Below are 25,237 nucleotides of genomic sequence, written 5' to 3'. Positions count from 1 at the left end.
CGAACGCCTACTTGTTCATCGGCCCCTGCCATGATCCCGACTGTTGTCGGAGACCACCATCGCCGATCCGCCTCCTCGCCGCGTTGGCTCCGAGACGGCGGTGAGCTTCCCGCCGTCGCCGAATTCGATAGCGGTGGCTGCCCCGATCTCGGCCGCAGACGTAAAGGCGTCACCTGCCGGCATCAGTTTGTGTCCCAATGATTCCAGCGCCGTACCGTAGGCATCGATGAACGCCGGTTCCGAGCTCACTGTGGCGCCGTTCCTGGGTGCCGCGCGAGGCGCCGCGAGGGCTTCGGAGATGGTCATGCCCAGATCAACCCGGTTGATGATTGTCTGAAGCACAGTAGTGATGATGGTGGAACCACCCGGCGAACCGAGGGCCAGGAACGGGTCGCCGTCCTTCAGGATGATGGTGGGCGACATGGAGGAACGCGGCCGCTTCCCCGGCTGGATACGGTTTGGGTCGGCGGTGTCGTAAACGGCTGTGAAGTCGGTCAACTCGTTGTTCAGCAGGAAGCCACGGCCAGGAACAACAATCCCAGACCCGCCTGTCTGCTCTATCGTGAGCGTGTACTCCACCACGTTTCCCCATTTGTCCGCGACAGTCAGGTTTGTAGTGGAGATGTTCTCGGTATCGGAGTCCTTGGCGGACGGTGCCGCGGAAGTGGGGCACGCGCCGTCGTAATTGGATACGTCACCCGGGGCGACCGGCTTCGGGGCCGCCGCCGTCGGGTTGATCAGGCAGGAGCGTTCCTTGCCAAACGCCTCGTCCAGGAGCGCGTTCGTGGGAACGTTCACGAAAGCCGGATCGCCGACGTACTTGCCGCGATCCGCGAAGGCCAACGAACTGGCCTCGAAGTAGTGGTGCAGGGCGTCCGTAGGCTTCATTTCAGACAGGTTGAACGGCGCCAGGATATTCAATGCCTCGCCGACCGTGGTGCCGCCGCTGCTGGACGGGGCCATGCCGTAGACGTCATAACCGCGGTAATTCATGTGAGTGGGATCCTGGTCCACCACCTTGTAATCCGCCAGGTCCTGGGCGGTCATGAAACCAACCGGAATCGGCAGCGTCGGGTTCTCGACCTTGGGCGGAGCCTGAACGTTGTTGGCGATTTCAGTGGCCAGAGGGCCTCCATAAAAAGCGTCCGTGCCATCCTTGGCCAGCAAGCGATAGGTCGCCGCGAGGTCGTGGTTCTGGAAGACACTCCCGACGGCGGGAGCGTCGCCACCGGGGAGGAACAGGTCCTTCGTGGAGGTGAAGTTGCTGAAGCGTGCTTTGTTATCCAAGGTCTGCTGGCGGAAGGTCTCATCCACAACGAAGCCGCGCGTTGCCACTTTGATGGCTGGCTTCAAGGCTTCACCCAGGCCGAGGGTCCCCCAACGTTCCAGTGCGCGCTCCCAAGTGGCCGGAGTGCCCGGAACGCCAACGGAGACGCCGCTGGTGGGTAGCGCAGGGTTCGCGGTGGTGAAGGGGTAGGGCTTGCCGGTTTCAGGGTCGATGAACGCATCATTCGGCATGGCCGCGGGAGCAGTTTCCCTACCGTCGATCGTGCCAACCTTGCCGGTCTTGGCGTCGTAGAAGACGAAGTAGCCACCGCCCCCGATGCCGGCGCTGTAAGGTTCGGTGACCCCTAGGGTTGCCGCGGCAGCCACGGCGGCATCAGCGGCGTTGCCGCCCTTCCGGAGGACCTCGATGGCCGCTGCGGAGGCCTCAGGATCGACCGTGCTCACGGCTCCGCCGTAGCCTGTGGCCGTGGCTGTTTTCTCGCTTTCACGAGGATCAGCAACGGCTGGACTGGCTATGCCCAAGCTGGTGGCGCTGAGTGCGAAGGCTGCCGTCACAGCAGCCAGCTGGCGTCTCACATGTGTCATGGTCTCTCCCAGAATTTTCCCAGACGATGATGTGGCGAACGGTTCGGTCACCCTACCCCGGGGCTTCTGCGAGGGACAACGGTTGATTCTTGAAGCAGTCGGGTCTGCCTTAGGGCTGGGTGGAGGCTTTCCGTGCGCCGATGGTCCGTATGGCAACACCCACCAGGCCTACGCCCAGGGCCAACAACACTGTGGGGCCGGCGCCGCCGTCGGGACCCAGTGCGGCGGTCAGGACCTGCCTGCCCATGAGCATCATTTCCGGGATGTCGCCTGCAATCACCCGGGTTCCAAGAACTGACTGGACGGCTGTAAAGACCGCAGGGACAACCCACAGGAAGACAAGGTTCAGCACCCACACCACTACGCGACGGGTGGGTTTGAGTCCGCACCAAGCCAATGCGCAACCCACCAGGACAGCGGGAACCCAGTGGGCGATGGTCGAGACTTCGATGGGCATGTTGCTACGCCCCGCGAGGCCGACGGCCCACTGGACAGCCCAGGATGCGGCGGGGACAGCAACAAGTCCAACCCCCAGTGCGGTGGTGGCCCGCGATTTCGCGGAGATCAAGAGGGCAGCCACCATGCTGGCGATGATCGACAGGACCACGCCTCCCAGCATTCCGAAGAAGTAGAGAGCGGCCAGCTTGCCGCCCGCAAGACCGTTGCTGAGCACCATGAACGACTGGACCGTGGCGGCGATTTGGACGAACAAGACACCACCAACCGCACACCATTTCGCGATCCCGCGGTGGACCGGGTTCCAGAGCCTTATGGCTAGGCCGGCAATGGCCCCGCCAGTAGTCAGCAGTGCGATCAGGGTGATGCCTTCGTACTGGCTTAGAGGCAGTAGCGAGAACGGCATCTGATCCGGCATGACCTGGTTGGCCCAAAGATTCTGCAAGGGGAGTGTCGCGCCGGTAACCCACCATGGGGTGAGGCCGAGCGCTGCAGCAAGGACTCCGATCAACAACGCCACTGCGGCATCGCGGGCGGCGCTGCCATGGACAGTCCTCGGCGGCGGAGCTTGCTCCGTTACTTGCTGCGCATGGCTCACGGAAGCTCCTTGGGTGTCGGTGGACTACGTGACGAGAAATGCATCAGGCCAGTCGCCAACTCTACACCGAGTGGAATAAATACCTTCCAGTCGGGTGGGAAGTGCGCAACCACCTCCCACCCGGTGACCTAGAGATAACTCTTCACGCTGGCCCGCAAGGCCTCCGTGTGCTCATAGATTTCTTCCAATGAGCTGATCGGAACCCGCGTCTCTTCCTTACTTTCGTTAAAGAGGCCGAGGTACTTCTGGGTCCTGTTGAAGTGGAGCCGTGCGATTGGCTTCCGGTTATTGTCGTCAAGGAGTACCGCAAAGTACGACTTCGCATCTCGTTGAACCACGCGAGCAGGTTTAACTTCGCTGCAGACAATGGCGCGCACGATTTGGTACCCCTCGATTTCCTCAAGGGTCGTTTCGATGGCGTCCGCTTCTGCGAGATCGGCCTCGGCTACAGGCTTGCTGGATACGACGGCGGCGGAGACATCATCTGCGGGTGCGTACGCCTGGGCGCCCAGGGCCTTCTTAAGCCGTTCGTTGACTTGGTCATTCAGAAACTGCTTGGTGGCCTTTGCGACCAGCGACGTGAATTGTTCGCGGACCCGCTGCGTATAGGGGCCGGTGTACACACGGGACGTCAGGAACTTGACCCACTCGTCTTCTGGCTCCCGGAACTGTGCCGCCAGTGTCCTCTTGAGTTCCCCGATGTACTTCAGTTCGCCTGCCGCACTGATGATGGAATCCAGATCGAAGACGTCCTTGGAAAGTTTTTGGAGTTCGGGCAACAGGGTTTCGTCGATGTCGTTCAGGTCCAGCACGAGGAAGGGTTTAGCATCCATGCGATTGGGGGCATCCAGGTCAGTGAAGAACTGGTAAATCTCACCATTCGTGAGAATGGCGATCCTGGCGTTGGTCACTGCGAAATAGCGGAAAAGTTGCGATGCGTGCTCGATCTTTACGGGTTCGATCGACTTCTTGCACTCGATAAGAATCTGGATCTCACCATCCTTCACGATGGCGTAATCAACCTTTTCGCCCTTCTTGACGCCAACGTCTGCTGTGAACTCAGGCACGACCTCGAGTGGGTTGAAAACGTCATAGCCCAGGATCGAAGAGATAAATGGCATGACGAACGCATTCTTCGTCGCTTCTTCTGTCTCAATTACGCCTCGCTGCTGGCGAACTTTGGCGGCCAGCGCGGCCAACCGTTCTGCAAATTCCATGTGACCCCCATTGGTCTTAATTTGGACAGGTGTGCCCACCATAGCGGAGCTTTGTATCCGCAAGCCGCAAGGGTCTTACACCGCCTGTCGGCCGCACCTGCTCAGCCCCAGCCGCGCCCCGCATCAAACAACAAGCCGCAGCGGCCTCTGCCCCAACTGCATCGCGATCTCCTGCCCCCATGAAGCTGTCAGCCGGTCGTCCTCCATGCCATCGCCGAACACCACGAGCTGGTCGGACGCCACGGTCAAGCGCAGCACCTCGCCGGCCTCCAGCACACCTTCGGTCAACGATGCCCCCGTTACCGGGGATGGCCAGGCTTCGCGGACAAACCACGCGAGTCGTGGATCGGTGGGTGCCGGAAGGGCCCTTCCGCCCCGTTCAAGCGCAATGGAAGCGCACCACCCTGTGGCGCCTGTTCCGGTGGAAACGATGAGGCCCGACGACGACTGCCGCTCAGTCTGTCCGCCAACCTGGGTGAAACTCGGCGCGGAGAGGGTGTACTTTGCCGACTGGTGCGAGGCATGCCCGACGAACACTTCGTTCAGCGCCGAAAGCTGCTGGCCGTCGTCGAGCGTTGCCGTCACGGTGGTGAGGTTCAGGCAGCGCAGCCGCCCAACATCGCCGGCGGCAAGGAGTGCCGCGGCGGCCGCTGGGCTATGCCGGACCAGAACGCCAGGGTTCGCGCCGGGCTCGGGATCGATGCCAATGACTGGCTGTCCCTGCAGATATTTGGCCACATTCGCAACCAGTCCGTCCTGCCCCACGACGGCGATGATGTCCTCATCCGTCAGCAGGAAACGGCTGAGGTCCGCCCGCTCCACTTCGGCCTGGCGCCAATCCGACGGAACGGATGCCCGGACTGCAGCGAGTGCGGAAGTGAGGCGATCGTGCCGATCCTGCACGTCCTGGAGGCTGCGGCCACGGGTGCTGAGGAAGAACTCTGCCTGGCCGCGGGTGGCGTGCCGGTCCAGGAGTTCCTGGAGCTCGGTTCGCCGGTGGACGATGACGATGCGCGGGGTTGCCATGGTGCGACCCTACTTGGTGGTTTCGGCGGTGGCGGTGTCCTTGAACAGCCCGGCGAGTGCTCCGCTGAGGAGGTCGGGGGTGATGGTCAAGTTCCCGATGTTCGGCAGGCTGCCCGCGGCGTCCTTGAGGGCCAGTGCCAGCAGCGTGGCCTGTTCCATCCCCCGGTAGACCTCCATGGTGGCGGCTTCGCGGGCCGCTGCAGCTTCGCCCACAAGGCGGATCTGGTTGGCTTCCGCGGCGGCGCCGATTCCCTTGCGTTCGGCGGATCCCTGGGCTTCGATCAGCCCCGCTGCTGCCTTTTCTTCTGCGGCCCGGCGGGCGTTTGCGCCTTCCTGTGCCACCAGGTTCTCGCGACGAACCGCCAGTTCGATCTGGCTCGCCATTTCGTTCTCGGAGATGGTGCGTTCGCGTTCGACGGCGACCGCCCGCCTCTCGTAGACGGCCCGGTCTGCTTCTGCTTGGAGCTGTTCGCGGACCGGAGTCTGCAGGGCACGCTCCACATCGGCTTCGGGCCGAACCGCGAGCACCTGTACGCCGAGGATCTCGATGCCGGTGGACTGAAGCCTTGCATCTGCTCGCAGTGCGTCGGTGAGAACCAGGCGCAGCTGGCTGACCCCGCGTTCCAGGGCCTCGGCGAGCGTGGTGGTGGCGATCTGGTCGATCGCGTGGCTCTGGCACAGCTGGCCGATGATGGTGGAAACCTGCTCGCGGCCGGTTGCGGGGGCCTTGCCCGCCGTCTGCAGTCCGAAGTCGAGGCGGGTGGAGACGGCAACCGGATCAATGAAGCGGTAGGTCACATTGGCCTGGACGCTGACGTCCTGGTGGTCACGGGTGATGGCGTGGAAGAGGGTGGGCAGCTCCTGGTCATCCACGGGAACCTCGCTCAACACGGAGTTGGCGGGGCGGAAGAAGAAGGCCTGGCCCACTCCTTGGTGCTTCACAGCGCCCTTCTGCAGGTGAACGACGTAGCCTGTGGGGCTGCCAAGGAAGTGGCTGATCCAGGGGTAGCGCTTGATGTTTGCCATGATGTTCGCCTCTTTCGTTTAGTTGTCGTCAAATTGACGATAACTAAACTGTAGGAGCGCTCGTGCTTTATTGTCAACATGACGATAATTCACCTACGATTGCTTCATGGCTGAATCCCATCCGGCGCCCGAGCGCTTCCCGGTGACTGTCGACGTCGTCGCCCTTACCGTGCGCGACGGCGAGCTGAACGTCCTGCTCATCACGCGCCTCATAGAGCCCTTTCGTGGGAAACCCGCCTTGCCGGGTGGCTTCGTCCTCGCGGGTGAGGACCTCATGGAAGCGGCCGCGCGGGAGTTGGCGGAGGAGACCGGCGTCGAACGCCTGCCCGGACACCTCGAGCAACTGGGGAGCTATGGGCCCAAGGGGCGGGACCCCCGCGGCGACGTTCTCACGGTGGCGCATCTGCTGCTGGCGCCCGACTTCCCGGTGCTGGCCGCCGGCAGCGACGCCGAGCAGGCGGCCTGGTACCCGGTCCGGGACGTTGTCGATGGCCGCTTGGAACTGGCCTTTGACCACGCGAAAATCCTCGACGACGCCTTGGAGCGGGCCAAATCGAAGCTCGAATATTCCCCCTTGGGCGCAGCATTCTGCGGCGAGGAATTCACCATCGCCCAGCTCCGCGCGGTGTACGAAGCCGTCTGGGGTACCCGCCTGGACCCGCGGAACTTCCACCGAAAAGCCACGGGCACACCCGGCTTCCTGGAGGACACCGGCCGCATGACAACAGGCGACGCCGGTCGCCCGGCTGCGCTGTTCAGGCTCGCTCCCGAATCGCGTCCGACGCCGGGCCACGCCGCGCGCGCGGTGCTGAACCCGCCGCTGATGCGCCCGCGGGACTAGGCGGCGGGGCTAACTGGCTGGGGTTAGGGCCAGCACGATGTTGATCGGCAGGAGGTTGCTGGGTATTGCGACGGCAATGATGAACAGGCTGGCAACGCCAACAACGGTCGCGACGGCCTGTTGCGAGTTGCGGCTGATGCCGGCGGTCGAGATCAGCATCAATGGGTGCCCAGGCTCCGGCTGTCCCGCCGTGTATGCAACCAGCGGTCAATGGTTACGGAGAGTGCGGCCACCGGGAAGCCCGAGCCTACCCTTCACACCAGAAGGCGCAAGTCACGTGGAACAGGATCTAAACCCGGGTCAGCTCCTTGGCATCGATCAGCCGCTTCAATTGGGCCAGGACCTCGTCCGGTGTGCCATTGGCGTCCACAACAACAAACCCGGCCAACTCGGGGAGCGAGCGGTACGCGTCCCGGAATGCCAATAGGTCCGCCAGGGTTTCCTTGTCGGTTCCGCGTGCCATGACGCGCTGGTGCGCAACACGCGGGTCGACGTCGAAGTGAACCGCAAGGTCCGGTGCCGGAAGCCGTTCCAGCAGCCACCGAAGCAGCCGGCCAGGCCTCAAGCCATTGGCTTGGCGGAGTGCGAGCTGGCAGTGCAAGTGGCGGTCCATAACCACAAGTCCGTCAAATGAACGGGAGCGCGCGTGGTTGGTCAGCACTGTGCACAGCCGTATGCCCGTCTCAATGATGTCCGCGACACGCCCTGGCAATGTGACGCCGAACCTGTCGGCCAGCAGCGACAGATTTCTCCGGCCCGCATGGTTGCTCAGCATAAGGGCATTCCGCCCCTGAGCGCGGGCGGAAGCGACCAAGGCGCGGGCCGCCGTCGTTTTTCCTGAGCCGTCAATTCCTGTCAAAACAATGAGCATTGGGCCTCCCGTCGTTTCCTGTCCAACGAAGAGTGGCGCTCCCTTGTGCCGTGACCCGCCCCACAGCCCCACCCGCGGTCGGGCCAACAGTCCATCCCGCACTCGGGCCAGCAGCCCGGCAGGAGGGCTCTTTTGGGCGGGCTCTGGACAGTCTCCGCGAAACGGTAGTAAGTTTCCTGACGAACTACTACGCCAAAGGAGGATGCGCGCCTATCATGATGCTATGTACGTACTACTTACGGGCAATAGATTCGTTTGGATCGATTTCCGTGAGGGTACGTAAGTAATGGAGATGAATTTCTCCAACCGGTGCCCGTTGGCATGGGTGGCGCTCCACAAGGCGTGGAGTACCAGCGGACGCCTTCCTGAATAGACAACAGTTATTGAAAGGGATGCGTAGCTCAATGAACACACTTTTGATAATCGCCGGCGTAATCGCGATCATCCTGCTTCTTGTAGGCGGATTCAACCAAGCCCTCAGTTTCCTTCTGTGGGTAGGAATTATCCTGCTGGTTCTCGCGCTCATTGGTTGGGTGGTTGGCAGGGGCCGGTCGCGCGTATGACAACTGATCCAAGCGAAGTTGCCGGTTTTTCCCAGGTTCGCGATGGAACCACCACCCCAGGACATCCCATTCCACGGGACCCCGGGGTGCCAGAAGCCAGCGGCCCGGTAAATGCCGGCGACGCATCGTCGGGAAGTCAGGATGACGCCGTCGATGCTGGTCCCAGCGAGTCTGCCAATCCACCCGGGCCGGCAGAAGAAAAGGATGAAGGGACAGCGGACAACCGCGGTCTAACAACCGAAACCAATCCCACGGATTGATCGGACCAGTGGGCGGCGGACAGGAGATATCCGGTCCGCCGCCACGCTGCTTTAGGAGACCTAAAACCACGTTTGTCACTAATTGCTGTTGCTTTCAGCTAGCGATTGGGGAAGAAATGCGAATCGGTTCAATCATCGGGTTATTCGTCGTTGTTTGGCTCGTCATAGGGGCAGTTGCCGCCGGTCAGCGGGGATATTACAGCGCCCCGCCCGCCCAATGTTCGCAAGTGGCCACCATAGCTTTGAATATCGTCGCAGGGCCACTGAACTACACTGGTTTGAATCCACAGGGCGGGTGCGAGATTCCGAAGCCATCATGAGCAAATTCCCGCGGTCCCGGACAGTTGTCCTCACATTCCTGGTGATTCTCTCTGCGCTGCTGACTGGTTGCTCACAACGTCCGTCCGCGGAGGCGCTGGAAAGCCCGGCTAAAGAGGTTTCATCAGCCGTGCGCGCTGCAAGCCTTGCGGTGGACCTCAGGATTTCGGACAGCACGACAGCGGCCGCCGCGTCCACCACCGCGGACGACATGCTGGGCGACGTAGAGTCCGCCACGGACCATGTCCATAGGCTTTCGGCGCAAACACAGGAAGAACGCGTCCTCCGGAACGATGCCTTGGCGGCATTTTCCTCCATTTCAAGGGCCCTCCTGCACGCTCGGGACGCCTTGACCTCCTCTTCCGGTGGCCCCAATGACGGACAGGGGCAAACCCAGCTCACAACAGTGCAAGGGGAACTCCGCGTTGCCACTGAGCAACTGGACAGTCTCATGACCAAGGCCGGCATCCAGTGAAACGGCTCCTCGGTGTTGCACTCGGCATCCTGACGGCGATCGGGGGCTTTGTTGACATCGGGGACCTTGTGACGAATGCAGTGGTTGGCTCGCGGTTCGGCATGTCGCTTGCCTGGGTGGTGCTGGTGGGCGTCGTGGGCATTTGCCTCTTCGCCAACATGTCCGGCAGGGTGGCTGCGGTCTCCGGCAGGGCCACTTTCGAGGTCATTCGGGAACGCCTTGGACCTCGGGCCGGATTGGCCAACCTCGGTGCATCCTTCCTGATCAATGTCATGACAGTAACCGCAGAAATCGGCGGCATCGCCTTGGCCCTCCAACTGGCCAGCGGGGTGTCCTATATGCTCTGGGTTCCTTTCGCCTTGCTGGCTGTGTGGCTGGTGGTTTGGCGGGTGAAGTTCAGCATCATGGAGAACGTGACAGGGCTGGTGGGCCTGTCCTTGGTGGTCTTCGCCGTGGCACTCTTCCTGCTGAAACCTGATTGGGGTGCGCTGGCCGGGCAGGCGTTCGCACTGTCCGTCCCGGCCCAGGAAGGTGCCGGTGTTTACTGGTACTACGCCATTGCCCTGTTCGGAGCTGCGATGACACCGTATGAGGTGTTCTTCTTCTCCTCGGGAGCAGTGGAAGAAGGCTGGAAGATCAAGGACCTGCTTCAGTCCCGGATCAACGTCCTCCTCGGTTTCCCGCTGGGCGGGTTCCTTTCCATCGCGATCGCCGGGTGCGCCGCCGTCGTTCTTCTGCCGGCCGGCATCAGCGTCACGTCGTTGTCGCAGGTCGCGCTTCCCGTGGCGCAGGCCGGCGGCCAGCTTGCCTTGGCGGTACTCATTCTGGGCGTGGTGGCGGCAACGTTCGGGGCGGCTTTGGAGACGACGCTTTCCAGCGGGTACACCCTGGCGCAATTCTTCGGATGGTCGTGGGGCAAGTTCCGTCGACCGGCCCAGGCTGCCCGTTTCCACGTGTCCATGATTGTTGTGCTGCTGGCGGGGGTTGCGGTGCTGGCCACGGGAGTGGATCCCATCCTGGTGACTGAATATTCCGTTGTTTTCTCGGCGATAGCCCTTCCGTTGACCTACTTGCCGATTCTCGTCGTGGCCAACGACCCGCAATATATGGGCAAGCACGTCAACGGCCGCGCGGTGAACATCGCTGGCGTGATTTACCTGTTCATCATCCTGGTTGCCTCCTTGGCGGCCATTCCCTTGATGATCGCCACAGGAGCGGGAGCATGAGCAAGGCGAAACGCGTCCAACCGCAAGAGATCCATGCCGCGCCCTATCCGGCGGGCAAGGTGCTGGACGCCCAACTGCACCTGCTGGACAGGCAGGTACTGGACGTCGACGGCGTCCCCGTCACCACCGTTGACGATATCGAGTTGAGCGGCCCCGAACCGAACGAAAAGATTCCCAAGGGCGCCCCGGCGCCGCAGATCACGGCCTTGCTGACAGGGCCGGTACTGGGGACGCGGATCTTTGGTGGCAGGCCGCCGTCGAGCCGTTTGATCCGCATTCCGTGGAAGTCGGTGGCGGGCGTGGACACGGTGGTGACATTGGGTGTCCGCGCTGACTCACTGGATGCCTCGTGGGTGGAGCGGTGGCTGCGCACCCATGTCATCGCACGGATTCCTGGAGGCAGCCATGAACCTGAATGACATCCTGGGCAGCGACGTGGTGGACGGCGACGGGCAAAGGTTGGGCGAGGTTTCGGACGTCCGGTTCGCCTTGGATGCCGGGGCCGGCCAACTGCTGAGCCAGGGCCGGTTTGTGGGGATCGTGGTGAGTCCGCGGACGGCGTCGTCATTTCTCGGTTACGAACGGCAGGAACTCAGCCAGCCATGGCCACTGGCGCAGCTCCTCCGTTGGTGGCACCGGGGTTCATTCCTGGTGCTTTGGGAGGACATTGCCGTGCTGGGTTCGCGGGAGGTGGGGCTTCGTCCCGGCTTCACTGCGTACGATGCGCGGCTGACACGATAGACCACGAATAGGGTAATTGCTAAGTTTACTGATAATTTTTGTCATAGGCATGGACATGCCACTAAGCAGCCTTATAGGTTCGAAGTGTTCCATTAACACGTTCGCCGCATCGGAAAGGACAAGTCACATGGACAAGCACGACGCCACACCGGAAGAGGAAGTAGGCGGCTACGGCACTCCTACAGCCGAGCAGGAAGCGGGCGGAGGCCAGGCCCAGCCCCGCGTTGAGGAAGACATCGACGAGGCCGCACTGGGCGAAGGCACCGGCGCGCCCAACCTCAGCCACCTGAACCCCGAAGACTCGGACAGCTCCGGAGAACCGGGCGCAGGCCGCTTCGGCGGCATCGACGAGCAATCCCACGCAGAGCAGTCATCCCTGCCGGGCAACGACGACGAATTGCCGGACGGCAGCGGAAACGACCTTCCCCAGGAAGAGTCGCCCAACGACGATGACGAAGAGAACTTCGACGCCGGCTAAGAGCTTTGGCTGGCGCGCTTAGACTGGCGCGCCACTGGTTAAGCAGCCAGCCGGCTGGTGCGCCGCCGGAAATCCCGAATCTGGAAACAGAGACTAGATCGAAGGAGCAAAACCCCATGGCAACGGTGAACAAGTCAATTGACGTGGACGTGCCCGTATCTGTCGCCTACAACCAATGGACGCAGTTCGAGTCCTTCCCGCAGTTCATGAACGGCGTTGAGGCCGTGGAGCAGATCGATGACACGGCCCTGCACTTTTCCACCAACGTGGGAGGTGTGAAGCGGGAGTACAACGCCCAGATCATCGAGCAGGTTCCAGACGCATTGGTGAGCTGGGCAAGCGTGGACGGCCCACGGAATTCGGGCTCGGTCAGCTTCGTGCCTCTTGAGGATGCGCGCACCCGGGTCACCGTGGCCATCGACTGGGAGCCTGAAGGCCTGGCCGAAAAGGCGGGGTCGGCCTTGGGCGTGGACGAACTGCGGGTGGGCGCCGACCTGGACAAATTCAAGAAGTTCATCGAAGCCCAAGGGCACGAATCCGGCGCCTGGCGCGGGACAGTGTCCGGTGGCGACGTGGATGACACAGGCGGAGCACTTCTGTAAGTTTCAGCTCCAGGAAGTTTCAGCTCAAGCGAGGGCCGGCCGTTACAACGGGCCGGCCCTCGCGGCATACTTGGAGTAACCGCGGAGAGGGAGTCTTGAGGGCCATGGCAACGTCCAGCAGTGTGGAGGCAGAGCAGAAATTCGACGCAGTGGAGTCCACTCCGCTTCCCCGGTTGGACGCCATCGACGGGGTGGGAAAAGTCGGCGAACCGGTAACCCATACTTTGGACGCGACCTACTTCGACACCCGGCAGCTTGCTCTCGCCAGCCACGGCATCACCCTGCGTCGCCGCACCGGAGGCCACGACGCCGGCTGGCACCTCAAATTGCCGCTCGGCCCGGGCAAACGGACCGAAATCCACGCTCCATTAGGCAGCGCGGATACCGTCCCGGTAGAGCTGATGGATCGGATTCTTGCCTATACGCGGGCGCATGCAGTGTTGGCGGTCGCCTCCTTGCACACGGATCGTACGAGCTACGCCTTGTATGGAAGCCACGGTGAGCGTTTGGCCGATTTCGTCGATGACCATGTCCGTGCCGACGTGACCGTCGGGACGGCCCGTGAGCTTCAATGGCGGGAGTGGGAAGTAGAACTTGCAGCCTCGGACGGCACTGGTGATGCCCTGCTGACCACCCTGACCCGTCAGCTCTCGGCAGCGGGGGCGACGCCCAGCAAGCGAAGTTCCAAGCTGGCCACCGCGTTGGGCGAAGACATGCCGGCGCCCCGGAAACCAGGGGTGGAAGCGGCCACGGACAAGAGCGCCCACAAGAACCCGGCAGCCGCTCCCGTGCTCAGCTACCTTCAGGCACAACTCGCTGGCCTGCTTCTCCAGGACGCCCACGTGAGGTTGGGCCGGGACGATTCCGTCCACCAGATGCGGGCCTTCACCCGCCGGATACGGTCTGTGCTGCACACGTATCGTGGGCTTTTTGTTCCGGAACCTGTCCAAGAACTTGAAGACGGGCTGAAATCGTTGGCGGAGACCTTGGGCCGCTACCGCGACACAGAAGTGCTCCATCAGCGCCTCCGGGATGCGCTTGACGGGCTGCCGGAAGACCTTGTGTTGGGTGTCCTCCATGACGAGCTTGAACAGCGGATGCTGGTGAGGGCCGATACTGCCAAAGCCGCCATCCAGACCCGGCTTGCCACCCCAGGGTATTTCCACCTCCTGGATGATCTTGAGGCTTTCATCGACGCGCCACCCCTCAGTGACAAGGGCAAGGCTCCGGCAAGGAAAACCACCGCGAAGCTCGTCAACAAAGCCGTAAAGCGCCTCCGGAAACGCCATGACGCGGCGGTGGGGGCCGCCGTCGGACATTCACGAGACGAAGCCCTTCACGACGTCCGGAAGTCTGCCAAGAAGCTGCGCTTTGCAGCCGCGGCCGTAGAAAGCGTCCACGGGAAACGTGCGTCGAAGCTCAGCAAGGCTGCGCACAACGTGCAGTCGATTCTGGGTAACCACCAGGACAGCGTGATGGCCCGTGCGGAGTTGCTGGACCTTGGTTCGACGCCCGGCCTGGGCAGCGCTGCGTTCACCTACGGGGTGCTGCATGCCAGGGAAAGCGTGCTTTCGGAGGCCGCGGAACGCAAGTACTTGAAGAACAGCGCCAAAGCACGGAAGCTGCGGCTCAAGAAATAGGTCGTGGGCCCGCGTCGCCGCCGGCAAGCTCGATATCGTGTTTTTGGCGCGACTCAGCCACCGCGTCCATGTTGTCTTCCGCCCATTCCTTCATGGCGAAAATGACCGGTAGGAGCGACCGGCCCAGGGGAGTGAGCCAGTAATCGGTCCGGACGGGGACGGACGCAGTGACCTCGCGGAGGATCAGGCCATCGCGCTCCAAGGAACGCAGTGTGGACGTGAGCATCTTCTGGCTGGCTCCCGGAATGTTCCTGCGCAATTCACTGTGGCGTTGTGGCCCTTCTTCCAATGCCAGCATCACCAAAGTCACCCATTTGCTGCTGATCGCTTCCAGCAGTTGCCGGGCCGGGCAGTGTTCCAGGGCGGCGTTGTACTGGTGCCGTACTTTCTGCCGGTTCTGGTCAGCCGTGAGTGTCATCCCCTAATCATCGCAGGCACTTCGAGGTGCCTTGGGCACAATAAAGTGCGTTCTTACCTGTGTGGGGTGGCCGGGCGAGGATCGAGGAGGGGTCAGAAAGTCCCCCGATTGAAAGGAAAACACATGCCCTCCATCCTCCACATCAATGCCTCCCCCCGCTACGCCAACAGCGATTCGCTGGGACTGGCCCGCCACTTCATCGACTCGGTCCAGTCGGCAGCTACGGAGACTTTTGAACTGGAGACATTGAACCTGTTCGACGACGACGCGTTGCCGGCTTTCGGTCGAATCGCCGCGGCCGCGAAGATGGCTGTCTTCACCGGCCAGGAGCAAACGCCGGAGCAGGTTGCCGCTTGGGAAGCTGCCCAAGCAGTGTTCGACCAGTTTGCTTCCGCGGATGCCTACGTCTTCAACATCCCCATGTGGAACTCGGGAATCCCGTACGCCCTGAAGCAGTGGATCGACATCGTCACCCAGCCCGGGTGGAGTTTCGGCTTCCATCCCGAGCAGGGTTACAGCGGCCTCATGGAAGGGAAACAGGCCATGGCCATCCACACCAGCGGCGTGTACGCACCAGGGGTCCCGGCGGCTTTTGGCGCCGACTTCAGCAGCACCTACTTCGCCGATTGGTTGAACTTCGTGGGGATCCAGGACGCCACGCACATCCGCTTCGCCCCCACTGTCTTGAACGGTGACGTGGATGGCAGCCGACAGCTTGCTGAAACGCAGCTCAGTGACGCGGCATTACTGTTCGCAAGGAAGCTCAATGGCGTCCGGACCCTTGAGCTGATCAGCGACTGAGGTGGATTGCGGGGCGGTTTTCTTACAGTTTCCACAACGCCCTGATTCCCCCTAGTTGCCCACGGCAACCAGACGTAAACTGGCCTTCGGTTCACATCGAAAGCTCGGAGACAGCATGCTCTGGAAGGTACTGGTTCGCTTCCTGCGGCCGCATCGGCGGCTGCTGGTCGCCGTCGTCGTTTTTCAACTGGCGCAGTCCATCGCGTCCTTGTACCTGCCGACGCTCAACGCCGACATCATCGATAATGGCGTCGCCGCGGGGGACACCGATTACATCCTGCGGATGGGCGGCCTGATGCTGCTGATCACGCTCCTGCAGATCGCCTGTTCCGTGGTTGCCGTGTACTTCGGCGCCAAGGCCGCCATGGGGATGGGGCGCGATGTCCGCGACGCCATCTTCAGCCGCGTGGGCGAATTCTCGGAGCAGGAGGTCACCAGGTTCGGTGCGCCATCCCTGATCACCCGCTCTACCAATGACGTCCAGCAAGTTCAGCAACTGGTGCTGATGTCCTGCACGCTCATGGTCGCGGCGCCAATGCTCAGCATCGGCGGCGTGATCATGGCGGTGCGGCAGGACGCGCAGTTGTCGTGGCTGATCGCCGTGTGCGTTCCTGTGCTGCTGGTCGCTGTTGGCCTGATCGTGACGCGGATGGTGCCGCTGTTCCGCAAAATGCAGGTCCGGATCGACGCCGTCAACCGGGTCCTGCGCGAGCAACTCACCGGCATCCGCGTGGTGCGGGCTTTTGTTCGCGAGGATATGGAAGGCGCCCGGTTTGGCAGGGCGAACGACGACGTCACTGACGTTGCGCTGCGCGCCGGCCGGTTGATGGCGCTCATGTTCCCGGTGGTCATGTTGGTGATGAACGTATCCAGTGTGGCGGTGATCTGGTTCGGCTCGTTCCGGATCGAGGACGGCTCCATGCAGGTGGGAACCCTGATCGCGTTCCTGAGCTACCTCATGCAGATCCTCATGTCCGTCATGATGGCCACATTCATGGCGGTCATGATCCCGCGTGCGTCCGTTTCAGCCGACCGCATCGGGGAGGTGCTGGAGACCGAATCCAGCGTCCGGCCGCCGTCGAATCCCGTCACCGGCGGCATCCGCCGCGGGGAGCTAGAAATGCACGACGTCGGATTCGCTTACCCGGGTGCCGAACGCCCGGTGCTGAGCGGCGTGTCCTTCACGGCAAAAGCAGGGCAGACCACCGCGATCATTGGCAGTACCGGCGCGGGCAAGACCACCTTGGTCAACCTGATGCCACGGCTGTTCGACGCCACAACAGGCTCCGTCCGGATGGATGGAACGGACATCCGCGATCTCCACCCGGACCTGCTTTGGGGGCACATTGGACTGGTGCCCCAGCGGCCCTACCTGTTCTCCGGCACCGTCCGGAGCAACCTTCAGTACGGCAAGCCGGACGCCACCGAAGACGAAATGTGGCAGGCGCTGGGAGTGGCGCAGGCAGATGATTTCGTGCAGGAGATGGAGGGCGGCCTGGACGCGGCCATCTCACAGGGCGGTACCAACGTTTCGGGCGGGCAGCGGCAACGGCTCGCGATCGCCCGTGCCCTTGTGAAACAACCCGAGCTCTATATCTTTGACGATTCCTTCTCCTCGCTGGATACCGCCACGGACGCCCGCCTCCGGCAAGCGCTCAAACGGCACACCAACGGAGCCACCTTGGTGATCATCGCCCAACGCGTGTCCAGCATCGCCGACGCAGACCGGATCCTGGTGCTCGACGACGGCAGGATTGTTGGGCAGGGAACGCACGAAGAGTTGTTGGAAACCTCAGAAACGTACCGGGAAATCGTCTCGTCCCAACTTGCAGCGGAGGAGGCAGCATGAGCACATCCACTGCTCCGGCCGGCGGCCGGGGACCGCAGAGGCCGGCCATGGGTCCCGGCAGGGGAGGGCCGTTCGCTGGAATGAGCATTCCGGCAGAGAAGGCCTCCAACTTCAAGGCCTCGGCCCGCCGGCTGCTGGGAACCTTGCATCCGGAGCGGCTTTGGCTGACGTTGGTGCTGGTGTTTGCCGTTGCCAGCGTCGCTCTTTCAGTCATCGGTCCGCGTTTGTTGGGCGAAGGGACCAACCTGATCTTCGCAGGGGTGGTGTCCAAGCAGTTGCCCGCAGGAGTGACCAAAGAACAAATCATCGCGGGACTTCGGGCCTCAGGCGACAACGGCAAAGCCGACATGCTCAACGCCATGAACCTGACCCCCGGCGTCGGAATCGACTTCGCTGCCCTCTCTTCGGTCCTGTTGTGGGCGCTGGCCCTTTACGTGCTTGCCTCGGCGTTCGGTTGGATGCAGGCCTACGTCCTTAACGGCGTGGTCCAGCGGACCGTGTACCGCCTCCGCCAGCGCATCGAAGCCAAAATCCATCGCCTGCCGCTGCGCTATTTCGACACCATTCAGCGCGGTGAACTGCTGAGCCGGGTCACCAACGACGTCGACAATATCTCCCAGAGCCTGCAGCAATCCATCAGCCAGGTAGTGTCCTCGCTGCTGACCGTGCTGGGCGTGCTGGTCATGATGTTCATCCTTTCGCCTCTCCTGGCGTTGATTGCCTTGGTGACCATTCCCTTGACGCTCGGGACCACGCTGATCATTGCCAAGCGCTCGCAGAAGCTGTTCGTGGCCCAATGGAAGAACACCGGCGAGCTCAATGGCCAGATCGAGGAAACCTACACCGGGCACGCCCTGGTGAAGGTGTTCGGACGGCAGAACGAGGTGCAGGAGAAGTTCCGGGCCAAGAATGGCGAGCTATACCAGGCAAGCTTTGGCGCGCAGTTCGTCAGCGGTCTGATCATGCCCGCCATGACGTTCATCGGGAACCTGGTCTATGTGGGGATCGCCGTGGTGGGCGGCCTGCAGGTGGCCTCGGGTTCCATGCAGCTGGGCGATGTCCAAGCGTTCATCCAGTATTCTCGGCAATTCACCATGCCCCTGGCGCAACTGGGATCCATGGCGAACATGCTGCAGTCCGGCGTAGCTTCTGCTGAGCGCGTGTTTGATCTGCTCGATGAGCAGGAAGAGTCGGCCGAACCCGCTCCGTCCGGTGCTGGGGCAGGCCACGGGCGTCTCGTGTTTGAGAATGTCTCCTTCCGATATTCCCCGGACAAGCCGCTGATCACGGACCTCAGCTTGGTGGCGGAACCTGGTCAGAGCATCGCAATTGTCGGGCCAACGGGCGCGGGCAAGACCACCCTGGTGAACCTGATGATGCGCTTCTACGAGTTGGACTCAGGACGGATAACACTGGACGGCGTGGACATCGCATCCATTTCCCGGCAAGAACTGCGCTCGCGGATGGGTATGGTCCTCCAGGACACCTGGCTGTTCGGTGGCACTATCCGCGACAACATTGCCTATGGTCGGCCCACCGCTTCTGAGGCCGAGATCATGGAGGCCGCGGAGGCTACCTACGTAGACCGATTTGTGCGCTCACTGCCCGAGGGTTACGACACCGTTCTCGACGACGAAGGCGGCAACGTCTCAGCCGGTGAGAAGCAGCTGCTCACAATCGCCCGGGCCTTCCTTTCCCGCCCGTCGGTGTTGATCCTGGACGAGGCCACGAGCTCCGTGGATACCCGGACCGAGGTGCTGGTGCAGAAAGCCATGAATGCCCTGCGCTCGGATAGGACCAGCTTTGTGATTGCCCACCGGCTCTCCACCATTCGCGACGCCGACCTCATCCTGGTCATGGAATCCGGCCAGATTGTGGAGCAGGGGACACATTCGGAGCTGCTGTCCACCGGTGGTGCCTACTCCCGGCTGTACGAAGCCCAGTTTGCCGCCCCGGTGGCGGAGGTCTGAGAGAATTTATTTCCGACGCCGGGCCGCCGCGTAGGAAGGTTCCCGAAGCCGCTTGGTCCAGCCGTAGGTCCCAGCCGTGGGGAGGGGATGAAGGACCGGGTCGAACCGTTCGCGGGTGTCTTCGGCGTCATCAGCGAGCCTGAGCGTCAACGTTCCAAACCTCGTCCAAGGCCCCAGCGGGCTTGCGTGATGGAGTTCCAACGTCCAAGTCGCATCACTCAGTATCGACCGGAATGTCGCCGGTTCAACTGGCAACTTCTCCGGCCCTCCGATGCTCCTCGCGGCGATGAGGACCGGCCCGGAACCTGATTGGTACGGCATCATGCTGGAGAAAACAGCGCCCGCGGCATCCCGCCGGAGCCGGAGTATGAAACGGCCCAGTCCTGTGGGGCCGGTGGTGGCCAGCAGCATGTCTGAGCGATTGCCCTGCTCGGTGAAGCGCACCGCGAGGCCAATGATGTCGGGGAATGCGTCCGGCAACCCGATGGACCGGGAGACCCGGGCTTCAACGAGGGTGCTCCCGGAGGCGTCCAGCCAAGGAATGCCGGAAGCCTTCCGCGCGCCCGCGTCCCGGTCCAAGGTGCCCACTAAACGGATGCCCTTGGGGTGGATCGGCCTATGGGGACGTATCACCTTGATGGCTCGGAACACCGCAGCAAACGCCTTGCCCGCCATGCCCTGTACGCTGCTGCTCACGGTCTCCACCCGATCACCCTATGCGGGACTTCCGGTGAATGACAGGAGCCTGAGTATATTCGCCGTGCCTTCACCACCTACTTTGGATCCGGAAATCCGATAAATCAACGTCATTCAGTTGTTTCCGGGCTTTTACTCGCCCAAAGTGGGTGCGGAAGGGACGGGCAAGGCGCCTGCTAGGGCAGCCGCGATGGCCGCAGCACGTTGGCCTCGCTGGCCTTGGCGGGGTCCAGCTCCACCGGACTGACCAAGACGGCCTTTCCCCGATGCAGCAATCCACCGGAAATGACCTGGCACCTAACGCCGCCCCGGCCGCGCATCGCTTTGTGCGCGCCAGGAGCCAGCATTTGGTCCATCCAGACGCAGGGATGGGCCGGTCGCCCCGCTTTCAATCGCACTACATCGCCGCCCGACTCGAGCGTGAACTCGTGGCCAAGCAAAGGAGCCAGCTCCACCCCGCGCAGCACGATGTTCCGACGGGTCAGCAGGGGGTCCAAAGGCCCCGTTCCAAGTTCGGCTGCGATGGCTTCGAGTGCCTCAACAGCGAGCACCGTCACGGCGGCGTCCATGTGGGCGGCTTTGCCAAAGAACCTGTCCCCAACGATCCCCTTGCCGGCAACCAACTCAGCCTGGTCGGCGTCGACCGTTGGAACGTCGGCGGCACCTTCCCGCGCGCGGCCAAAGTAGGCGTGCCCCGGTGAGACCAAAAGGTGCAGTACCTCGACGTCGTACCTGTACTCAGCTGTCATCCCTCAACGCTAGCCCCCGTTGGCGCGAAGCGCAGGGCCCTGGGTCGCCCCAACATGTGGCGCGACGGTGGCCGCGAACTCTGCCGCCCGATCAACCCGCACGCCTTCGCCGCCTCGTACACATCGACTTACGTCCTATTCAGGAACCGGGAAGAGCAGCGCCGGTGCCCACCGGCCCGCGCTGCTTTGGGCCACATGGCGTGATCGTCCGGCGGAACAGCGCGTCTGCGCAGATACAGTGGGCTTCGTGAACTTTGCTGAAGCCGCCGACGGCGTGCAACTCGCCTGGACGTCGAAAGGCGAAGGCGAGCCCATGCTGCTCATTGCCGGACAGGCCACGGCCATGGACGGTTGGGGTCCGACGGCGGAGCTCCTGTCCCGCTATAACCGCGTCATCCGCTTTGATCACCGCGGTATCGGCCGAAGCGGTAGGGGAGATGCTGAGCGGTACACCACGCGCCTGTTGGCGCAGGATGCTGCGGCGGTCCTGGGTGCGGCCGGTGCGGATTTAGCACACGTGTACGGCCATTCGATGGGAGGACGCATAGGGCAATGGCTGGCCGTCGACTATCCGGAGAAAGTCCGCACTTTGATCCTGGCGGCGACCAGCGGCGGAAAATGGCCAGATGCCGCAACCGAACCCGACAAAGCTGCCTTGGATTCCCTGGTGAGCGGTGATCTGGCCCGCCTTGAGCCGCTCTTTTTCGGGACTGACTGGATAAGGAACAACCCCGAAGCGACCTACACTTTCTTCAGCTCCCAAGCTTCGGCCTGGGCAAAGTCGCGCCATTTCAAGGCAAGCCGCGAGCACGATGCCTGGAACGAACTCAGCGCAATCCGCGCTCCCACCCTGATACTGCACGGCACCGAGGACAGGCTGACACCCTTGCCCAATGCCCAGCTTCTCCGCGAGCACATCCCCGGCTCCGTCCTGGTCAAGGTAGCCGGCGGTGGGCATGGCCTGCACCTGGATCACCCGGAAACCGTGGAGTGGATCCGGCAGTTCATCGCGCGCAGGAGCAACTAGCTACCAGCTCGAATTCCCGCTGCTGGTTTCAGGCGGATTCCCCGCCCATGTGCCGGACGAGTGCGTCCACAATGGGCAGTTGCCCCTTCACGAGCTTGGTTCGTGCCACGGATTCTTCAAACCAGCGGGCGTCGTCGATCTCCGGGAAGTCCTTGATGGCACCTGAGCCTTTTGGCCATTCCATGGGGAACGTGTTGCTGACAATCTCCTCAGGCTCAAATTCGGTGGCTTCGGCGGTGAACGCGGTGATGATTTTGCCTGAAGGCTGCCGGAATGTACCCAATAAAACGTAGTTCGCCGACGGTGGCGGAGTTCCGATTTCCTCGGTGAATTCCCGGCGTGCGGCATCCAAGGCGTCTTCGTCGTCGGAAAATTCGCCCTTGGGAATCGACCAGGCGTGCTGATCTTTCCGCGCCCAAAACGGGCCGCCCATGTGGGCTATCCATAGCTCCAATTGTTCAGCGGAATTTTGCCGGTAAAGGATGATGCCAGCGCTGCGGATAGTGATGGTGCCTCCCGGTCCAAGATGCTCACACATTTTCTGGAACACCTCAAGGCTACGCCGATAGGTGGCGCCGTTATCCAATCGATGTTAATTCGGGGATTTTGCGTGCCAATTTCGCTTCCCGCATGACCCCCGGTTACTCGATAATCGAGGAGTTGTACGTTCTCCGGGGGTGGAAAGTACTGCGGCCAGCGGGACCAGCCGCTGGCATTCTGGGCGCATCAGCAGGAGGAAACAGCAATGGCATTGTCAATGAGGCACTTTCCACGTGGGGGCAGAAAAGTAGTGGGCTTGGCCGTGATCGCGGCGGTTGGGTTATCGATGTTTGCGGGAACAGGTCCAGCGCAAGCGGCGGACACAACACCCATGGCTGATGATCCTGGCCCGGTGGGCAGTTTTGCGTGGAAGGGATTCAATTGGCAGAAGCGTTTTTGGGGTGGAGCGCCCATGTACAACGCGAGCTGGGATGCCAACAATGTCAGCAACCCGGACGCCAATGGCTATGTGAAACTTTCCATTAGCAACCCCACAGGGTCAGCGCCCAAGGGGGCGGAATTCCAATCCACCCGTGAAGGTTTCGGGTATGGCACCTACAGCACCACTGTGGAAAAGGACGTCAGCTCGCTCCAAAAGGAAGTGGTGTGGGGATGCCTTTTCACGTACGACCCCAACGCCGTCCCCGGATACACGGAGATCGACCTCTGTGAAGCCTCTGCATGGGGTGGTGGCGCCGCTTATGGCGAAAGCTGGCCAGTGACCCAGGGGCATGGGTACTGGTTCGATGCTTCTTTGCCTCCGGGGCAAGGCAACAACACCATCAATTTCGACGTCACGAACGCTCCGATCCTCACTCACCGGATGGTCTGGGAACCGGGCAAGTTGACCTTTGAGACGTTCGCAGGGGAGGGCTACGATGGGCCGCTTCTGAAGAGGACAGTCCTGGAGGGCTCCACAGTTCCCACTCCTGCCAAAGAACAGATTCACTTTAACCTTTGGGTTACCGGCGGTGGGGGCGGGGACGCAGCACACGTTGCGCCGGAGTCCGTCACCATCAGGGATTTCTCGTTCGTGCCGGCAAACCAGCTCAGTGGACCGACTCCCACCATCACGGGTACAGCAGCGGTCGGGTCAACGCTCACGGCAGTGCCCGGGACTTGGCCTGCCGGCACCGCGCTGACGTACCAATGGTTCAAGAACGGCACTGCAATTTCAGGAGCCACCGCGGCCACCCGCGTGCTGGCTGCTGCTGATCAAGGGGCCACCCTCACAGTGCGGGTGAAAGGGAGTCTGACAGGCTATGCCTCGGCTACGGAGGAGTCCGCGCCAACGGCGGCAGTGGCGGCAGGAACCTTGGTAGCTCCCACCCCCACTGTCACCGGTACTCTCACCGTGGGTTCAACGCTGACCGCCAACCCTGGTACGTGGACTTCCGGGACCACCCTGGCGTACCAGTGGTACCGTTCCGGCGCCGTGATTACCGGGGCAACGTCCAAGACCTACAAGCTTGTGAGTGCTGACCAGGCGGACACCATGAGCGTCAGGGTTACCGGCACCAAATCCGGTTACACCACGGTGTCCAGGTTCTCGGCCAGCACTGCTGTGATTCCTTAGGAGGCGGATGGCAGGTTCTTCTGTGCCCGGACGGGAACTATTCTCTTGATCGCGAGTCCCAACGCCAGCATGGCGAAGGCGGCCAAGGCAAACCAGAAAAGGTCGCCTGCGCCGGTCAAGGCGAGCGTTCCGGATCCCATTCCGGCTGCGGCTGCTCCAGCGGCGGGAGTTACGGGGCTGTTGTACATGAGTCGATTACCAAACTTTCTTTCTATTAAGTGCTGCGTCCAGGTAGGCCTTGGCGTGGACAGCCTGGAGGAAGATGTCGATCACTGTTTCGTACATGGTTGCGGCCAGCAGCATGTACCTCCAGCCCCGGAACCGCACAGTGACTATGCGTTCGAGGATGAAGATGCCGGTGACTGCAATCCAGAAGGGCTGGAGGTTCAAACCCATCCCTGAAATAAGCGCGAACAGGATGGAACCAAAGTAGGCCAGCGTCACTACGACGCCGATCATGGAAAGGAACTGTCGGCCCCAGTAGGGCCTGGTCACTTTGGTCCACCCGTATTGCACGCAGTTCTCCACTGCGCCCCGCTTCCACCGGAGCCGTTGTGCCCACAGCTCACGCCACGTGGGCATGACCTCGGTGACCAGCGTGCAGTTGGCCGGCGAAGCTATGCGGTAGCCCAGTGTCAGCAGGGCGAAGGAGAGTTCGTTGTCCTCGGTGAGGACGGACGTATCGTAGATGCCGCCCTTGCCGTTGCCGGGAGGGAGCGTGCCTTTGAGACGGGCGGCGGCGACATCACGCAGTGTCTTGACCCGGAATAGGGCCGCGGTCCCGGTCACCACCAGGCACTTACCGTGCAGACGCTTCACATCCCGGGCGTAGCGGGCGTATTCGTTGCGCTGGAGATGTCCTACGAAGCCGCCTCCGGGACCGCCACTGAAGACACCGCCTACCGCGCCGAGCAGATCGTCGGTGAGCAGGTTTTGGGTGGCGTTCGCGATGAAGTCGAGGGCAAGCTGGGAGTCGGCGTCCTGGACCAGGATCAGGTCCTCGGGGTCGGCGTCGGGAAGCAACCGGCTGAGGGCAAAATTCAGGGCCCCGGCCTTCTTGTCCTTGTTTCCCACTGTCCGGATGACCTCGGCCCCTTGGGCCAGCGCGAGTTCTTCAGTGTCGTCCGTGCAGTTGTCTGCCACGACGATCACTCGGTCCGGGCGGTGGGTCTGGTTGTTCAGCGAGACGAGCGTTTCGGTGATGCCGGCGGATTCGTTGTGGGCCGGAACCAGCACGGTAACCACGCCCCCGGCGGCACGGTGGGACCGGCGCGGCGCGGCGGCCGTGTCCGGCGCGTCTGTCTGGACTGTGTTCGCGGTGAGCATGGTGACCCCTCCGTTCCTGCGTTGAAAGCGTTGTCTCATTTAGAGTTCCAACGCCAACGCAAGAAATGCGCAGGG

27 protein-coding genes are annotated in these 25,237 nt (G+C 62.3%); 14 read left to right on the top strand and 13 right to left on the bottom strand.

The window, feature by feature from the left end; translation table 11 throughout:
* Positions 1-15: 15 nt before the first annotated feature.
* The 5 genes from ggt to PJL15_RS09205 form a co-directional block, all read right to left on the bottom strand.
* Positions 16-1,872 (bottom strand): gamma-glutamyltransferase, encoded by a 1,857-nt coding sequence (gene ggt / locus PJL15_RS09225; protein WP_281450849.1) that lies wholly within the window; start codon positions 1,870-1,872, stop codon positions 16-18.
* A 109-nt stretch (positions 1,873-1,981) separates the two neighbouring features.
* Positions 1,982-2,926 (bottom strand): hypothetical protein, encoded by a 945-nt coding sequence (locus PJL15_RS09220; protein ID WP_281450848.1) that lies wholly within the window; start codon positions 2,924-2,926, stop codon positions 1,982-1,984.
* Positions 2,927-3,054: 128 nt separating this feature from the next.
* Positions 3,055-4,143, bottom strand: a complete 1,089-nt coding sequence (locus tag PJL15_RS09215) for a type I restriction endonuclease (RefSeq protein ID WP_281450847.1) — start codon at positions 4,141-4,143, stop codon at positions 3,055-3,057.
* Positions 4,144-4,266: 123 nt separating this feature from the next.
* A complete protein-coding gene (locus tag PJL15_RS09210) occupies positions 4,267-5,169 on the bottom strand; it encodes a hypothetical protein (protein WP_281450846.1) in 903 nt (300 codons plus the stop codon).
* A 9-nt stretch (positions 5,170-5,178) separates the two neighbouring features.
* Positions 5,179-6,195, bottom strand: coding sequence for an SPFH domain-containing protein (locus PJL15_RS09205; protein ID WP_281450845.1), 1,017 nt, complete (start codon positions 6,193-6,195; stop codon positions 5,179-5,181).
* 106 nt (positions 6,196-6,301) lie between these two features.
* Between PJL15_RS09205 and PJL15_RS09200 the strand changes: the two genes are divergently transcribed.
* Entirely contained in the window at positions 6,302-7,036 is a 735-nt protein-coding gene (locus tag PJL15_RS09200) for an NUDIX hydrolase (RefSeq protein ID WP_281450844.1), read from the top strand.
* A 9-nt stretch (positions 7,037-7,045) separates the two neighbouring features.
* Here the strand turns inward: PJL15_RS09200 and PJL15_RS09195 are convergent, their stop codons facing one another.
* The gene (locus PJL15_RS09195) at positions 7,046-7,195 is read right to left on the bottom strand and encodes a hypothetical protein (protein WP_281450843.1); all 150 of its coding nucleotides are present in this window, start codon (positions 7,193-7,195) and stop codon (positions 7,046-7,048) included.
* 130 nt (positions 7,196-7,325) lie between these two features.
* On the bottom strand, positions 7,326-7,907 hold the full coding sequence (locus PJL15_RS09190; protein WP_281450842.1) for an AAA family ATPase: 582 nt from the start codon (positions 7,905-7,907) through the stop codon (positions 7,326-7,328).
* A 404-nt stretch (positions 7,908-8,311) separates the two neighbouring features.
* Between PJL15_RS09190 and PJL15_RS09185 the strand changes: the two genes are divergently transcribed.
* The 8 genes from PJL15_RS09185 (at position 8,312) to PJL15_RS09150 (ending at position 14,210) form a co-directional block, all read left to right on the top strand.
* Positions 8,312-8,470, top strand: a complete 159-nt coding sequence (locus tag PJL15_RS09185) for a hypothetical protein (protein ID WP_018778776.1) — start codon at positions 8,312-8,314, stop codon at positions 8,468-8,470.
* Between the two features lie 576 nt (positions 8,471-9,046).
* On the top strand, positions 9,047-9,523 hold the full coding sequence (locus PJL15_RS09180) for a hypothetical protein (protein WP_281450841.1): 477 nt from the start codon (positions 9,047-9,049) through the stop codon (positions 9,521-9,523).
* Positions 9,520-10,749 (top strand): NRAMP family divalent metal transporter, encoded by a 1,230-nt coding sequence (locus PJL15_RS09175; protein WP_281450840.1) that lies wholly within the window; start codon positions 9,520-9,522, stop codon positions 10,747-10,749. Before PJL15_RS09180 ends, PJL15_RS09175 begins: the two co-directional genes overlap by 4 nt.
* Entirely contained in the window at positions 10,746-11,168 is a 423-nt protein-coding gene (locus PJL15_RS09170) for a hypothetical protein (protein WP_281450839.1), read from the top strand. The genes PJL15_RS09175 and PJL15_RS09170 overlap by 4 nt, the downstream gene beginning before the upstream one ends.
* Positions 11,155-11,490, top strand: coding sequence for a PRC-barrel domain-containing protein (locus PJL15_RS09165; RefSeq protein WP_281450838.1), 336 nt, complete (start codon positions 11,155-11,157; stop codon positions 11,488-11,490). The genes PJL15_RS09170 and PJL15_RS09165 overlap by 14 nt, the downstream gene beginning before the upstream one ends.
* Before the next feature lie 127 nt (positions 11,491-11,617).
* Positions 11,618-11,968: a hypothetical protein gene (locus tag PJL15_RS09160; RefSeq protein WP_281450837.1), complete on the top strand. Its 351-nt coding sequence runs from the start codon at positions 11,618-11,620 to the stop codon at positions 11,966-11,968.
* Positions 11,969-12,084: 116 nt separating this feature from the next.
* Positions 12,085-12,570 (top strand): SRPBCC family protein, encoded by a 486-nt coding sequence (locus tag PJL15_RS09155; protein ID WP_281450836.1) that lies wholly within the window; start codon positions 12,085-12,087, stop codon positions 12,568-12,570.
* A 104-nt stretch (positions 12,571-12,674) separates the two neighbouring features.
* On the top strand, positions 12,675-14,210 hold the full coding sequence (locus PJL15_RS09150; RefSeq protein ID WP_281450835.1) for a CYTH and CHAD domain-containing protein: 1,536 nt from the start codon (positions 12,675-12,677) through the stop codon (positions 14,208-14,210).
* Here PJL15_RS09150 and PJL15_RS09145 read toward each other — a convergent pair.
* The gene (locus PJL15_RS09145) at positions 14,200-14,628 is read right to left on the bottom strand and encodes a winged helix-turn-helix transcriptional regulator (RefSeq protein ID WP_281450834.1); all 429 of its coding nucleotides are present in this window, start codon (positions 14,626-14,628) and stop codon (positions 14,200-14,202) included. The genes PJL15_RS09150 and PJL15_RS09145 overlap by 11 nt on opposite strands.
* Positions 14,629-14,751: 123 nt before the next feature.
* Between PJL15_RS09145 and PJL15_RS09140 the strand changes: the two genes are divergently transcribed.
* The 3 genes from PJL15_RS09140 (at position 14,752) to PJL15_RS09130 (ending at position 19,248) form a co-directional block, all read left to right on the top strand.
* A complete protein-coding gene (locus tag PJL15_RS09140; RefSeq protein ID WP_281450833.1) occupies positions 14,752-15,429 on the top strand; it encodes an FMN-dependent NADH-azoreductase in 678 nt (225 codons plus the stop codon).
* A 115-nt stretch (positions 15,430-15,544) separates the two neighbouring features.
* A complete protein-coding gene (locus tag PJL15_RS09135; RefSeq protein ID WP_281450832.1) occupies positions 15,545-17,278 on the top strand; it encodes an ABC transporter ATP-binding protein in 1,734 nt (577 codons plus the stop codon).
* On the top strand, positions 17,275-19,248 hold the full coding sequence (locus tag PJL15_RS09130; protein ID WP_281450831.1) for an ABC transporter ATP-binding protein: 1,974 nt from the start codon (positions 17,275-17,277) through the stop codon (positions 19,246-19,248). Before PJL15_RS09135 ends, PJL15_RS09130 begins: the two co-directional genes overlap by 4 nt.
* Positions 19,249-19,254: 6 nt before the next feature.
* Here the strand turns inward: PJL15_RS09130 and PJL15_RS09125 are convergent, their stop codons facing one another.
* On the bottom strand, positions 19,255-19,944 hold the full coding sequence (locus PJL15_RS09125; RefSeq protein ID WP_281450830.1) for a hypothetical protein: 690 nt from the start codon (positions 19,942-19,944) through the stop codon (positions 19,255-19,257).
* Between the two features lie 176 nt (positions 19,945-20,120).
* The gene (locus PJL15_RS09120; RefSeq protein WP_281450829.1) at positions 20,121-20,693 is read right to left on the bottom strand and encodes an MOSC domain-containing protein; all 573 of its coding nucleotides are present in this window, start codon (positions 20,691-20,693) and stop codon (positions 20,121-20,123) included.
* Between the two features lie 247 nt (positions 20,694-20,940).
* On the opposite strand from PJL15_RS09120, the gene PJL15_RS09115 reads away from it, so the two are divergent.
* The gene (locus PJL15_RS09115; protein ID WP_281450828.1) at positions 20,941-21,720 is read left to right on the top strand and encodes an alpha/beta fold hydrolase; all 780 of its coding nucleotides are present in this window, start codon (positions 20,941-20,943) and stop codon (positions 21,718-21,720) included.
* Between the two features lie 28 nt (positions 21,721-21,748).
* On the opposite strand, the gene PJL15_RS09110 is transcribed toward PJL15_RS09115, so the two are convergent.
* The gene (locus PJL15_RS09110; protein WP_281450929.1) at positions 21,749-22,228 is read right to left on the bottom strand and encodes an NUDIX domain-containing protein; all 480 of its coding nucleotides are present in this window, start codon (positions 22,226-22,228) and stop codon (positions 21,749-21,751) included.
* Positions 22,229-22,591: 363 nt separating this feature from the next.
* Between PJL15_RS09110 and PJL15_RS09105 the strand changes: the two genes are divergently transcribed.
* Positions 22,592-23,836, top strand: coding sequence for a hypothetical protein (locus tag PJL15_RS09105; RefSeq protein ID WP_281450827.1), 1,245 nt, complete (start codon positions 22,592-22,594; stop codon positions 23,834-23,836).
* Here PJL15_RS09105 and PJL15_RS09100 read toward each other — a convergent pair.
* Positions 23,833-24,024 carry a hypothetical protein gene (locus PJL15_RS09100; protein WP_018778794.1) on the bottom strand — a complete coding sequence of 64 codons (192 nt, stop codon included), beginning with the start codon at positions 24,022-24,024 and terminating at the stop codon, positions 23,833-23,835. The two genes, PJL15_RS09105 and PJL15_RS09100, sit on opposite strands and share 4 nt — an antisense overlap.
* Before the next feature lie 7 nt (positions 24,025-24,031).
* Positions 24,032-25,162: a glycosyltransferase gene (locus tag PJL15_RS09095; protein WP_348651484.1), complete on the bottom strand. Its 1,131-nt coding sequence runs from the start codon at positions 25,160-25,162 to the stop codon at positions 24,032-24,034.
* Positions 25,163-25,237: the final 75 nt, after the last annotated feature.

Source organism: Paenarthrobacter nitroguajacolicus (assembly GCF_029952445.1).
GTDB classification, from domain to species: domain Bacteria; phylum Actinomycetota; class Actinomycetes; order Actinomycetales; family Micrococcaceae; genus Arthrobacter; species Arthrobacter nitroguajacolicus_B.
Note: the sequence above shows the minus strand (reverse complement) of the source record. Positions and strands in the feature narration are given on the sequence as shown.